The 12,276-nt window shown below is 70.6% G+C and carries 16 protein-coding genes; 8 read left to right on the plus strand and 8 right to left on the minus strand.

The window, feature by feature from the left end:
- The first annotated feature begins 165 nt into the window (after positions 1–165).
- The gene (locus tag EIY87_RS28185) at positions 166–498 is read left to right on the plus strand and encodes a hypothetical protein (protein ID WP_125312874.1); all 333 of its coding nucleotides are present in this window, start codon (positions 166–168) and stop codon (positions 496–498) included.
- Positions 499–508: 10 nt separating this feature from the next.
- Here EIY87_RS28185 and EIY87_RS28190 read toward each other — a convergent pair whose 3' ends face one another.
- The 6 genes from EIY87_RS28190 to EIY87_RS28215 all read right to left on the minus strand — a co-directional run bounded on the left by EIY87_RS28190 (position 509) and on the right by EIY87_RS28215 (position 4,363).
- Positions 509–1,150, minus strand: a complete 642-nt coding sequence (locus EIY87_RS28190; protein WP_125312875.1) for a DUF4142 domain-containing protein — start codon at positions 1,148–1,150, stop codon at positions 509–511.
- Positions 1,151–1,212: 62 nt separating this feature from the next.
- The gene (locus EIY87_RS28195) at positions 1,213–1,911 is read right to left on the minus strand and encodes a winged helix-turn-helix transcriptional regulator (RefSeq protein WP_125312876.1); all 699 of its coding nucleotides are present in this window, start codon (positions 1,909–1,911) and stop codon (positions 1,213–1,215) included.
- On the minus strand, positions 1,908–2,123 hold the full coding sequence (locus EIY87_RS28200; protein WP_125312877.1) for a hypothetical protein: 216 nt from the start codon (positions 2,121–2,123) through the stop codon (positions 1,908–1,910). Before EIY87_RS28200 ends, EIY87_RS28195 begins: the two co-directional genes overlap by 4 nt.
- Before the next feature lie 4 nt (positions 2,124–2,127).
- The gene (locus EIY87_RS28205; protein WP_125312878.1) at positions 2,128–2,328 is read right to left on the minus strand and encodes a hypothetical protein; all 201 of its coding nucleotides are present in this window, start codon (positions 2,326–2,328) and stop codon (positions 2,128–2,130) included.
- Entirely contained in the window at positions 2,325–3,686 is a 1,362-nt protein-coding gene (locus EIY87_RS28210) for a sensor histidine kinase (RefSeq protein WP_125312879.1), read from the minus strand. Before EIY87_RS28210 ends, EIY87_RS28205 begins: the two co-directional genes overlap by 4 nt.
- Entirely contained in the window at positions 3,683–4,363 is a 681-nt protein-coding gene (locus tag EIY87_RS28215) for a response regulator transcription factor (protein WP_191984292.1), read from the minus strand. Before EIY87_RS28215 ends, EIY87_RS28210 begins: the two co-directional genes overlap by 4 nt.
- Before the next feature lie 110 nt (positions 4,364–4,473).
- On the opposite strand from EIY87_RS28215, the gene EIY87_RS28220 reads away from it, so the two are divergent.
- The 7 genes from EIY87_RS28220 to EIY87_RS28245 all read left to right on the plus strand — a co-directional run bounded on the left by EIY87_RS28220 (position 4,474) and on the right by EIY87_RS28245 (position 10,183).
- Positions 4,474–5,031: a TetR/AcrR family transcriptional regulator gene (locus tag EIY87_RS28220; RefSeq protein ID WP_125312881.1), complete on the plus strand. Its 558-nt coding sequence runs from the start codon at positions 4,474–4,476 to the stop codon at positions 5,029–5,031.
- Positions 5,032–5,049: 18 nt separating this feature from the next.
- The gene (locus tag EIY87_RS28225; protein ID WP_125312882.1) at positions 5,050–6,240 is read left to right on the plus strand and encodes an FAD-dependent monooxygenase; all 1,191 of its coding nucleotides are present in this window, start codon (positions 5,050–5,052) and stop codon (positions 6,238–6,240) included.
- Positions 6,237–6,695 carry a nitroreductase family deazaflavin-dependent oxidoreductase gene (locus EIY87_RS28230; RefSeq protein WP_225440074.1) on the plus strand — a complete coding sequence of 153 codons (459 nt, stop codon included), beginning with the start codon at positions 6,237–6,239 and terminating at the stop codon, positions 6,693–6,695. Before EIY87_RS28225 ends, EIY87_RS28230 begins: the two co-directional genes overlap by 4 nt.
- A 75-nt stretch (positions 6,696–6,770) precedes the next feature.
- The gene (locus tag EIY87_RS28235; protein ID WP_125312883.1) at positions 6,771–7,229 is read left to right on the plus strand and encodes a hypothetical protein; all 459 of its coding nucleotides are present in this window, start codon (positions 6,771–6,773) and stop codon (positions 7,227–7,229) included.
- 7 nt (positions 7,230–7,236) lie between these two features.
- Complete coding sequence (locus tag EIY87_RS28240; RefSeq protein WP_125312884.1) at positions 7,237–9,348, plus strand: transglycosylase domain-containing protein; 2,112 nt, start codon at positions 7,237–7,239, stop codon at positions 9,346–9,348.
- On the plus strand, positions 9,345–9,737 hold the full coding sequence (locus EIY87_RS47760) for an STAS domain-containing protein (RefSeq protein WP_158641369.1): 393 nt from the start codon (positions 9,345–9,347) through the stop codon (positions 9,735–9,737). Before EIY87_RS28240 ends, EIY87_RS47760 begins: the two co-directional genes overlap by 4 nt.
- Positions 9,738–9,853: 116 nt before the next feature.
- The gene (locus EIY87_RS28245) at positions 9,854–10,183 is read left to right on the plus strand and encodes an ATP-binding protein (protein ID WP_158641370.1); all 330 of its coding nucleotides are present in this window, start codon (positions 9,854–9,856) and stop codon (positions 10,181–10,183) included.
- Between the two features lie 151 nt (positions 10,184–10,334).
- On the opposite strand, the gene EIY87_RS28250 is transcribed toward EIY87_RS28245, so the two are convergent.
- Together EIY87_RS28250 and EIY87_RS28255 are read right to left on the minus strand one after the other, a co-directional pair.
- On the minus strand, positions 10,335–11,201 hold the full coding sequence (locus tag EIY87_RS28250) for an SAM-dependent methyltransferase (RefSeq protein WP_125312886.1): 867 nt from the start codon (positions 11,199–11,201) through the stop codon (positions 10,335–10,337).
- 206 nt (positions 11,202–11,407) lie between these two features.
- Positions 11,408–12,259 carry a formate/nitrite transporter family protein gene (locus tag EIY87_RS28255; RefSeq protein ID WP_225440075.1) on the minus strand — a complete coding sequence of 284 codons (852 nt, stop codon included), beginning with the start codon at positions 12,257–12,259 and terminating at the stop codon, positions 11,408–11,410.
- Positions 12,260–12,276 lie beyond the last annotated feature (17 nt).

Raw genomic sequence — 12,276 nt, forward strand, 5'->3', positions numbered from 1 at the left:
AGTGTGCCCGATGGGGGCTTGGGCGCGCCGATCAACCAGGCGAGTGTCGCGGCGAGGTGTCTGATTCATCCGGAAGGTCCGGGTGATCGACCTCACTGGCACGAGGCCGCAAAGTATTGCATACTGCAACAATGAGTGGAGGAAACATATTCCGGCGGAACGCCCATGAGCCGGCGTAAGGGTGCGCCACGGCGGATGTTCGGGCCGATCGACCCGTACTGCCTGCTCGCGGTGCTGCCGATGCTGCTCGTCGCCGGCATGGTGGCCGCATTGGTCAGCGTGCCGGTGGGACTCGTCGTCGCGGTGTTCGCCGGGCTGATCGTCGTGTTCGACTCGTGGGCGAACCGGCCCGGCCCGGTGGCGCCGGTCCGGCACCCGCGGCCGCAGCCGAGGCCCGTGGTGGTACGCCGGCCGCGACCGCCCGCAGCGAGGCCCACCGGGTACCGGCCGCGGCCGGGGGTGTGGCAGCCGGCGCCTGGAGCGCCGTACCGCCGCTGACCCCGCGGCTTCACAAGCTCGGCACCGGCAGCTGCGCGTAGTCGACGTCGCCGGTCTTCTCCAGCAGGTTGATGTGGGTCTTGATGTAGTCGCCCGCGAGGTCCGCGAACGGCCGGACCAAGGAGTTGCGCGTGTCGGCGCGAACGGTCGAGACGAGGATCAGTGCCTCGGCGTGCGCCTTGCGCAAGGTGTTGACGTAATCCCGGTCGAACTCCTCCCCGAACTCCCCGCGCATGCGGTCGATACCGACCTGCATGTCCGGGGCCGGCTGGGTCGGCACGGTCAGGTGCATCCGGGTGCTGATGTCCGTGTCGCGGGATTCGAGGTCCTTGTGCTGGTTGATGATCACCCGGGCGGCCTCCTGGACGGCGGGGTTGGCCGAGCGTTCGATGGCCCAGTTCGAGGTGGTGATTTCGCGCAGGCTGGTCTGCTCCACGATGGTCAGCAGCTTCCGTCCGGTGGGGCTGATCGGCCCGAACGGTGTCTCGGTGAGGTTCGCTTCGGTGAGCGTCGCAGGCGGGGCCGCGGCCGCTTGGCCGGGCACTGCGGGCGCCTGGGGAGCCGTCACGACCTGGGCGTTGGGTGGCGCGCAGGCCGTCACGGCGAGAGCGAGCGCGCCGCAGAGCGCGAGCCACGGTTTCCGGGACTTCATCGTCGGCCTCCAGGGGAGTTCGGTGTCTTCTCTCGAAAACACGGCTCCCGGGAGCGGCTGGTTCAGTCAAACTGTTGTGCCATCGATCTGTTTGATGCGGAAACCGACAAGGTGAACCGGTTGCGACCGAGCCAGCCGATCGTGTTCCGGACCGCTTCGCGAGTTCCCTCGAACCGGATCGCCCGGTCGTCCAGTGCTTCCCGCCAGGTCCGGTGGCCGAGCCAGACGCCGGCCAGTGCGGAAACGGTGCAGTCGATCCGGGCCGCCGTGGGCAGGCGGGGATCGGTTTCGGTGGCCGACGCGCCTTCGGGGGAGAGGACGAGCCACCACCACCGCGGTGGCGGTGTTTCGGCGAATCTCAGATGCAGCGAGACTTTCTCTCGGGGCAGCCGGGCCGGGTCCATCCCGCGGCAGATGTCGAGCAGCAGCAGGTTCGGCTTCAGGTCGCCGCTGCGCGGTGGCGGCAGCCACCGACGACCCCAGCGGCCCAGCTGCTCGACCACCGGCGCGAGATCACGGCCCGCGGGAGTCAGTGCGAAGCGTCCTTCACCGGTGGACGAGAGCCGCGTCACGACGCCGGCTTCGGCGAGCTGTTTGAGCCGCCGGGCCAGCAGCGCCGACGACATCCCCGGCACCCCACGGGCGATCTCGCTGACGCGGCTGTTGCCGTGCAGCAGTTCGCGGACGACCAGCAAGGTCCACGTGTGTCCGAGCACTTCGGTCGCGCTCGCGACCGGGCAGTGCTGGCGGTAGGCCGTCACGAGCGCTCGAGCGTGCGCAGGACGCGGAACCGGGCCAGCCGGTGCAGCATCTCGCCCATCGCTTCGGGCACGATCTGGCCTTCGAGGTCGGTTCGGGCCGACCGGACGATCGCGGTGATGTCGGACGCCGGCAGCATTGAGGCGAATTCGCCGGTCAGCCAGGTGCTGACCTCGTCGGTGATGGAGTCGGCCGGGTGGGTTTCGACGCTCATGCCCTCATTCTGTGGGCGACGGCGGCGGCTGCACCTGACGACTGGCTGACGATTCGGGCGGGCAGGGCGTCGGTGTCGCGGGCCTGCTGGTGACCGTCGGGGTCGCGGTCGGAACCGGCGTGGTGATCGGTTCCGGCTCGTCTTCGGTGGTCACGCCGCAGGCGGCCAGGCAGAGCACGGCCAGCAGGGCGAGAGCGATCTTCATGTCGTGGCCTCCGGGAGTTCGACGACGAAGCGGGCGCCGCCGCCGGGACGGTCTTCGACCCAAACCCGGCCTTCGTGGCGGTGGACGTGGTCGGCGACGATCGCCAGGCCGAGGCCGCTGCCGGTGTCCTGGTCGCGGCGGGCGGCGTGCAGGCCGCGGGCGAACCGTTCGAAGATGCGTTCGCGCAACGCGGGCGGCACTCCGCTGCCGGCGTCGTCGACCTCGATGCGGGCGTGGTCGTCGTGGCGGCGAACGGTGACCGCGACGGCCCCGCCGCCGTAGTGGTCGGCGTTATCGAGCAGGTTGGCGACCACGCGGTCGATGCGGCGGCGATCGGCGGAGACCAGCGGAGTGTCAGGCTCGGTCTCGATGCGTACGTCGCAGCCAGGCCGGCTGTCGACGATGTTGCGGACCAGCTCGCCGAGGTCGACCAGTTCGACGGTGCTGTCGGCTTCGTCCTGGTCGGCGCGCGAGATCTCGAGGAGGTCGACGACCATCCGCTGGAACCGTCGCAGTTCCGCGCGCAGCAGCCGCAGGGCTCGCTGGGCCGTCGCGGGCATGGCTTCCTGCCGGCGTTCGAGCACCTCGGTGACGTTGACCATGGTGGTCAGGGGTGAGCGCAGTTCGTGGCTGACGTCGGAGGCGAACCGGGCGTCGCGGCGCACGCGCTGTTCCAGGTTGCCGGCAGTGGTGTTGAAGCTGGTGGCCAGGGGGGCGAGATCGGGGTCGGACTGGTCGGGAAGCCGCGCCGTCAGGTCTCCGCGCGCGACGCGGGACGCGGCCGCGGTCAAGGCGGTCAACGGGCGCAACGCCCGGCGGGCGGTCCAGGCGCCGAGGCCCACGCCGAAGAGCGCGGCGACGACGGTGCCGGCGATGAGGAGGGTGCTGAGGTAGCGGAAGGTGCGGTCCAGCTCCAGCAGCGGATAGAGCTCGACGTAGACGGCGTCGGAGCCGACCGGGGTCGCCACGCCCAGCACGGGAATCCCGTCGGCGGAGAACCGCTGCCGGGCGGACACGCCGTGCCGGGCCTGCTCCAGCAGGCCGCCGGGCACGATGGCCGGATCGACTTGCCGGCCGCTGGTGAGCCAGCCGGCCGGGCGCGACAGCAGGATGGACGAGTCGGGGCCGGTGGCCAGACCGGTGAGGAGTTCGTCGAGGTCGTCGGCGTGTTCGGCCAGCGCGGTGGTGACGAGGCGGACGTTGACCTCGGACTGGCGGGTGACGCTCTGCTCGCGCTGGTCGAGCATGTAGCCGGTGGTGAGGTTCCAGGTCGCGACCGCGAGGATGGTCATCACCAGCGCGAGACCGATGCCGAAGGCCGCCGCGACCCGCCAGCGCAGCGAGAGGCGGCGGATCACAGTTCGGGGGCGATGCGGTAGCCGCTGCCGCGCACGGTCAGCACCAGGCTGGGTGCGTCGGGATCGGGTTCGACCTTGCGCCGCAGTCTTCTGATGTGGACGTCGAGCAGGCGGGTGTCACCGAAGTAGTCGTGGCCCCAGACGCGCTGCAGGAGCTGTTCGCGGGTGACGACTTTGCCCTCGGCCGCGACGAGTTCGGCCAGCAGCCGGAATTCGGTGCGGGTCAGGTGCACGGGGACGCCGTCGCGGTGGACGGCCTCTTCGTCCGGACGGATCTCGAGCCCGCCGAGACTGACCCGGGCCGGCCGCTCCGGGGACGCCCGGCGCAGCAGCGCGCGGATGCGGGCCGCGAGCTCGCCCGCGACCAGGGGTTTGGTGACGTAGTCGTCGGCACCGGCTTCGAGGCCGGCGATGACGTCCTGGGTGTCGGTGCGGGCGGTGATCACGATGATCGGCAGGTCGCCGCGTTCGCGTACCGACCGGCAGACGGTGAGCCCGTCGATGCCCGGGAGCATGAGGTCGAGCAGCACGACGTCGATTGTCGTGGACTCCAGCAGCTCCAGGCCGTCCTCGCCGGTGGCCGCGGTGGTCACCGCGAAGTCTTCGTCTTCCAGCGCGAGGCTCAAGGCTTCGCTGATCATGGCGTCGTCTTCGACGAGCAGTACCCGCGTCGGCATCTTCAAGACCTTATCAGCAGTCAAATTGTTGCATAGACGAATAGTTGTGCTAGCCTTCTCTGGTAAGGGTAGGACGACTGTTCAGGGCGATCGCCCTGATGGAGGTTGCGATGCGGTCTCCGTCCGCTGCTCGCGGTGAAGCGGTCCGGCAGCGACTGCTTGCCGCCGCTGCCGAGCTGATCCCGGAACGCGGGTGGACGGCGGTGAGCACCCGGGTGCTGGCCGAGCGGGCCGGTGTCACCCCGAGCGTGGTGCACTACCACTTCTCGTCCGTGCAAGCCGTGCTGGTGGAAGCGGTGCTGGGGGCGATGCGCGCGGTGGCGGGTGAGCTGGGTCCCGCGCTCGGCGCGGCGGCCACTGCGGACGAGGTGGTCGACGCCATGGTGACGGCGGTGGAGCAGTACACCGGCACCGACCCGATGTCGCTGCTGTTCGTCGAGGGCTATCTGGCCGCGACGCGGGACGACACGTTGCGCGCGGGAATCGCGGCGGTCCTGGCCGACCTCAAGAGCGTGATCGGCGCTCGTTTCCGGCAGTGCGGGGTCGCCGACCCCGAGGGAACGGCCGCGGTGCTCGGCGCCGCGATCGACGGGTTGGTCATGCACCGCGCGGTGGCGCCGGACGACGCCCCGGCCGGAGCGGCCGCCGTCCTGCGACGGCTGGTCTGAAACGAAGGAGGCAAAGCAGTGAAAGTCGCGGTGTGCGGGGCCGGGATCACCGGCTTGGCGGTGGCGAACAAGCTCGCGGGTGACGGTGCCGAGGTGGTCGTGCTGGAGCGGGCCCCGGCGCCCCGTGAGCAGGGGTACATGATCGATTTCTTCGGTGCCGGGTTCGACGCCGCCGAGGAGCTGGGAGTGCTGCCGCGGATCCGGGAGCTGGCCTACCGGGTGGACGAGGCGAGCTTGCTCGACGAACAAGGCCGCCGCCGCGCGTCAGCGCGGTACACGACCTTCGCCCGCGCTATGCGGGACCGGCTCTGCGGCATCATGCGCCCCGACCTCGAACAGGCGCTGCGCGAGCATCTACCGCCCACAGTGGACTTGCGATTCGGCGCGGGGGTGACGGCGGTCGAGGACCTGGGCGACCGGGTGCGGGTGACCGCCGGTGACCAGGTGATCGAGGCGGACGTGCTCGTCGGCGCCGACGGGATCCACTCCGCCGTGCGTCGGCTGGTGTTCGGCGAGGACGGCGATTTCCAGCGGTACCTCGGGTTCCACACCGCGGCGTTCGTGTTCACCGATCCCGAGATCCACCACGCGATCGGTGACCGGTTCTGCCTCACCGACACCATCGGCCGTCAGATGGGGTTCTACGGCCTGCGCGACGGCCGGGTCGCCGCCTTCGCCGTCCACCGCACCGACGACCCCCGGCTCCCCGAAGACACCCGGACGGCGTTGCGCGAGGAATACGGTTCGCTGGGCTGGCTCGTTCCCCGCGCGCTGCGGCGGTGCCCGCCGAGCGAGGCCGTGTACTACGACCAGGTTGCCCAGATCGTCATGCCCCGCTGGAGCCGCGGGCGGGTCATACTGGCCGGCGACGCGTGCTCCGCTGTCTCTCTGATCGCCGGGCAGGGCGCGTCCCTCGGCGTCGCCGGCGCCTTCGTCCTCGGCGAACAACTGCAGAACCGTTCGATCACCGAAGCGTTCACCGAATACGAGCGGCTGATGCGGCCGGTGGCCGAGGAGAAGCAGGCAGTGGCGCGGCGGAGTGCCCGCTGGTTCCTGCCGGAAAGCCCGCTCCAGCTGGGGATCCGTCGCGCGGCGCTGAGGCTGTCCCGGTTGCCGGTGGTCGACCGCTACGTCGCCGCGGTGCTCGCGGGTAAATCCACCGCGGTGGTCACGAACCTCCGTCGTTCCGCCGCCGGAGCTGCGCGGTGAACCGGGTCGCCAGGTTCGTCTTCCGCGCGCCGGTCCGCTTGTACGACAACGGTTTCGGCTGGCTGCTCGGTCACCGGTTCCTTTGCCTGACCCACCTCGGGCGGCGCTCCGGGCGGATGTACCGCACTGTGCTGGAAGTCGTCGGCGGGAGCGGCGACGAATACGTCGTGGTAGCCGGGTTGGGTGCCGGAGCCGACTGGTTCCGCAACATCGAGGTCCGGCCGCCGGTCGAGGTGGTCGTCGGACGGCGCCGGTTCCCTGCCGCACATCGCGTCCTCGGCGAAGAGGAGGCCGTCGCGGTCATCGCCGGCTACGAGCACCGCAACCGGTTCGCCGGGCCGGTCGTGCGGTTCGCGCTGGGGAAGCTGCTGAAGTGGCGCTACGACGGCAGCGACCTCGCCCGTCGCCGGATGGCGCGGCAACTACCGTTGGTCGGGCTGCGGCCGCGATCGTAAGGCAGTCGTCAGTTGAAACCTCTTCTTCCCGTGTCAGGGTGGAACCCGAGCGAGGAAGAAGAAGGTGATTACGACATGACGACCGACGTAGCGGTGAAGGAGACCTCCGGAACCTGGGAGCTTCCGGAGGTCCGCCGGCTGCGCTTGGACGCGGAACGGGTCTGGGAAGCCGCGGAAACACACCGCAGCTTGGCGGTCGAGCTGGAGACGGGAGCCGACTCCGACGGCCTCTACCGGGGCAAGCAGCAGCGTTGGCTCGCGGATGTCGCCGACTGCCACGCGATGGCGTACCAGGAGCTGGCCGCGGCCGCCGAGGCTCGTGGTGAAGCGCGGCGGTACCCGCGCCACACTCCACAGTGGGCACGGTTGGTGGAGGAGTCCTTCGCGGCGATCCGCCGCGCGGAAGCCCACCACGAACGAGCCGCCGCGCAGTCAGCCCGGGCAGCCGGAGACGAAGCCGCGGCGCACAGGCACGAGACCGCCGCCGCAGAGGCCGACCAGCGCGCCTTGGCGCCGATGAAGCGCAGCGCCTGAACCGCGGATGCGTCGATTCCGAGCCGCACGGCTGGCCGGGTTGTACGCGGTTGCCGGTGTCCTGCTGGCCGGCGTACTGGCGCCGCCGGCCCTCGGTGCCGGGCTGCTGTCCAATCAGGTCGGTGACTCGGTCGCGGCGATCGAAGCCGATCTCGCGGCCGAGAAACCGCCGTTGACGACCACCGTGACCGATCGCGACGGCCACCCGATCGCCGTGCTGTACGACCAGTACCGGCTCCCGGTCACCGCCGACGGGATTTCGCCCGCGATGAAGGCGGCGATCATCGCCATCGAGGACCGGCGGTTCTACGACGAAGGAGCGGTCGATCCGCGGGGCGTGCTCCGGGCTGTGGTCAACAACGCCGCCGGAGGTGACACCCAGGGCGCCTCGACGATCACGCAGCAGTACGTGAAGAACTTCCTCATCAATGTCGTGCACCGCGGCGACCCCGCCGCGCAGCAGCGCGACCGCGAGAACTCGGTGGCCCGCAAGCTCCGGGAAGCGAAGCTGGCCGTTCAGGTCGATCGCGCGATGACCAAGGACCAGATCCTGGCCGCGTACCTGAACGTCGTCCAGTTCAGCCGGGCGGTCTACGGGGTCGCCGCCGCGGCCGAGGCCTACTTCGGGACGAGCGCCGCGAAGCTCACGGTCCCGCAGGCGGCCTTGCTCGCCGGTATGGTGAACAGCCCGTCCCGCTTCGACCCTTATGCCCATCCGGACGCGGCCAAGGCCCGGCGCGACGTCGTCCTGGACGCGATGGCCGATGCGGGCTCGCTTCCCGTTTCCGCCGCACGCGAGGCGAAAGCCGCCGCACTGGGTGTACTTCCCGGCGGCCCTCGGACGCCGGCCCCGAACTGCCTGAGCGCCAAGCCCGAGGCCGGGTTTTTCTGCGCGTACGCGGTGGACTACCTCGAAAGACATGGCTTCACGCCGGACCGGCTCGCCACCGCGGGACTGACCGTCCGCACCACCCTGGACCCGAAGGTCGCCGAGGTGACCAAACAGGCCGTGTCGAAGAACGTGCACACCCGCGAACCGGGGGTTGCCGGCACCATGGCGGTCATCCGCCCGGGGGAGCAGCGGCACGAGGTCCTGGCTATGGTCGCGAACCGCGACTACGGCGTCGACGCCGACGAAGGCGAGCGATCCACGGACGTCGTCGGCGGGGTCAGCGATCCCTTCGGCGCCGGCTCGGTCTTCAAGATCTTCACCGCCGCCGCGGCCCTCGAAGCCGGCGAGGCCGGACTCCGCACACCGCTGCCCAATCCGCACAGCGGCTGCTTCACGCCACCCGGGGCAGACCGGCACACGAGCTGCTACCCGGTCACCAACCTCGGTACTTACCCCGATCCGATCACGCTCGCCGACGCCCTCGCCACGTCACCCAACGTAGCGTTCGTCGGGCTCGAGCAGCGCGTCGGCGTCCCGGTAGTGCTCGACATGGCCCGCCGGCTCGGTCTCCGCCGCACCCTCACGACCAACGCCGCGGGCGGCGCGCCGATCACCGATCCCGGAGACGTGCGTTCGAAGGATCCCCGTTACAACCAGCCACAAGCGGAGTACTTCCGCGGACTGCTGTCGTTCACCCTCGGCACCAGCCCGGTGAGCCCGCTGGAGCTGGCGAACGTGTCGGCGACGCTGATGAGTGGCGGCGTCTGGTGTCCGCCGGACCCGATCCTGGCGGTGACCGGACGCGACGGCGCTCCGGTCCCGCTCGAGGGGGAACCGTGCGAACGCGTCGTCCCCAAGGATCTCGCCGACACGCTGCGCCAAGGGCTGAGCGAAGACACCGTCTCCGGCACGTCGGCGCGCGCGGCCCGGGCCGCCGGGTGGGACCGCCCGGACTTCGGCAAGACCGGCACGACGCAGGACAGCAGGTCGGTCGCCTTCGTCGGCGGCGTGAACGACTTCGCCGTCTCCTCGCTGGTGTTCGCCGATGGCCCGACACCACGGACGGTGTGCCCGGGGCCGCCGGTGCATCTCGGCCGGTGTGGGCACGGGGCCTTCGGCGGGACGGTCGCTGCGCCGCCGTACTTCCACGCGATGGAGCGGCTGCTCGCGGGAGAACCGGACCAGCCCGTTCCCCCGGCCGACCCCCGTTACCTGAGGGCGCGATGACCGGCGACGGCGTGAGCCCGCCACCCGGGCCCGCGCAGGAGCAACTGCTGACTCTGGCGGTCGACGAGCACGATGACGCCGTCGTGCTCACCCTCACGGGCGAGGTCGACGGCCTGACCGCGGCCCGGCTGCGCGGCGCCGTAACCTGGGCGCTCGCCGAGCTGGGCGGCCGCGTGCTGGTCGTCGACCTGACCGCGGTCGGCTTCCTGGGCGCGCCCGGCCTGCGCCTGCTGTTCGACACTGCGGCACTGGCCGCGATGGTGCCCGGCTACCGGACCCTGCGCGTCGTGGTCGACCGGAACCGGCCGGTGCCGGGCCCGCTCGAGATCACCGGGCTCGACAAGGTGCTCGCGCTGTACCACGCGGTGAGCGATGCGCTCGCCGGGTGACACGTGCTGGTCGAAGGAAAGGTGACGAACCGGTGCCATCGACATCCGGGCAGGAAGACGACGCGGTCAACCGGCGGCCGGCGCGACCGTTCCGCGCCGGCCCGGCTCTCCGACTCGTGCTCGCCGCCGACTGGATTTCCCCATCCGTCGCCCGGAGCCGGTTCCGGGACTGGCTCGGGGCGCACCGCTGGCCGGAGGACGAGGTGGACGACCTCGTGCTCGCTGTCAGTGAAGCGGTGAGCAACAGCATCGAACACGGTTACGGCGTCCCCGTGGACTCGGCGCTGCTGCCCCACCCCGGACAGATCGAAGTCACCGCCTCTGTGAAGCAATCGGCTGTCGGGGCGCGCCACATCGAGCTGACGGTCCGGGACGCGGGAACCTGGCGGGAACCTGGCGGGAACCGGGGCGGGGGCCGGTTCCCCGCGGGTTCGGGCTTGACCTGATGCGCGCGGCCGGGCTCTACTTCGTGGTCGAACGCTCCGCCGAGGGAACGCGGATCCGGTTCACCAGCAGACCGGTGGCCGACATCGCCGCCTCGCCGCCGGACGAGCAGTAGTCCCGGTCACTGCCCAGCTCGGCGCAGTCCGAGCCGCGTCAGCGGCGTTCGGCGAAGACGGACCGTTCGACCTCCGACACGGGGAGCGTGCGTCCGTTCGGCCGGAGGTAGCGGTCGGTGAACTCGGCCGGGCCGCAGTGCTCGACCACCTGCCAGCCGTACTCGGCCAGGAAGGCGCCGACCTCGCCGGGGTTCAGCCCGAAATGCCACAGCCGGCGCTTCACCACGAACTCGTCGTAAGCGGCTTGGGCGCCGAACGTCTCGGTTCCGTCGAGGAAATCCCGGCGGATGTAGGTGAACGCCAGCTTGCTGCCGACCGGGGCGGCGGACAGCGTCTCGAGGGTGTGGCGCACGGCGGCCTCGGTCAGGTACTGGGTCACGGCCTCCCAGACGTAGAAGGTCCGCTGATCCCGCCGACACCCATGCTTGCCGAGCTCTTCGGCCAGATCCTGGTTTTCGAAGTCGACGGGAACCAGCGTGACGGCCTCGGGTGCCCGGCCGAAGGCTTTCCGCAGGGCGGCCTTTTTGCGGGAGATGTTCGCGGGCAGGTCCACCTCGTACACGGGGACGCCGGGGAGTGCAGGAAGCCGGTACGCGCGGGTGTCGAAGCCCGCGCCGAGGATGACCACCGCTTTGATGCCCGCTTCGGTGGCCGCCGACAGTTTGTCGTCGATGAACCGCTTACGGCACAACATGCTCGCCCACAGGCCCGGCATCTTCGTTTCCGTCGCCGAGAAGAGGAGCCTCCGGATCGGCCGCCACGCGGTCAGCGCGACGGTGACCCGGCCGGCCGCGGGGAGAATCCTGCGGGCGAGGTCGTCGGTGATCAGCGGCGAAGTCTCGTGCTGGTCCGCGGCGACGATGACCATCGGTCCGAGCGCGGTTCCCTCCGGGCCCTGCGGCATGGTCTGCTCCCGGTGTCGACGACAGAGTGGCGCCGGGGATTCATTTACCGCCGAGCCGGCGGTGCGCGAGCCGGAGTGCCCCTGCGAGCACGAGGAATACCACGATGAGACCGATCGCGTCGACCAGACCGGGCACGCCGTCCTCCTCGAGCAGGGTGGTCCTGGTGGTCCAACCGTACGCCCCTGGCACCGTATCCGCGCCTGAACTACACGGCAGCTGCTTCGAGCGGCTTGTCGGCCGCGCGCGGCACGTCCGCGGCGGGCGGGGCGCTCCGGCCGAGGAAGCCGTAGCCCGCGCCGACGAGCAGGCCGCCACCGACCAGGTTGCCCAGGCCGACCAGTGCCAGGTTGAGCGCGAAGGCCCCGGCGGCGGCGCCCGGGACGTCCTCGAACATGCCCAGAGAGAACACCGTCATGTTGGCCACGACGTGCTCGAACCCGGAGCCGATGAAGGCCAGCAAGCACCAGAAGATCAGCGCCAGCTTCGCGCCGTCCGACTTCGTCCTGGCCGCCATCCAGACGGCGAGGCAGACGAGGAAGTTGCACAGCACACCACGGAAGAACAGCATCCCGGCCGATTCCGCGGCCTTCGCCTTCACCGTCGCGGCCAGCAGCGCGGCCGCGGGAGCCGCGTGCCCGGGCGTCGCACCGGCCTGCAAGATCCCGCTTTCGTGGACCAGCCAGGCGAACACCACCGAACCGGCCAGGTTCCCCACGAACGACCCCGCGATCACGGCGAGCCCGGCTCCGGCACCCCGTCGGCGGGCGAGCGCACCCTGGACCATGGTCATCATGTTGCCCGTCGACAACTCGGCGCCCGCGAACACCACCGCCGTCAACGCGATCCCGAACACCAGCCCCTGCACGAGCTTCGTCCACGGCGACTGCGCCGCGTTCAACGGACCCGTCACGGCGAGCAGCAGTACCACGGCGATGCCGATGTAGGCGCCAGCCAGTGCCGAGCTCAGCAAGTACCGTCCGGGCCGTCGCAGCTCGGCGATCTTGCTCCGGGCGGAGTCGGCTTGGGCGGTGAGGGCTTCCGAGATCGGAACGGGCACGTTTGCTCCTCGTGGCG

Origin of the sequence: Amycolatopsis eburnea, from assembly GCF_003937945.1 — a bacterium.
Taxonomy (GTDB): Bacteria; Actinomycetota; Actinomycetes; order Mycobacteriales; family Pseudonocardiaceae; genus Amycolatopsis; species Amycolatopsis eburnea.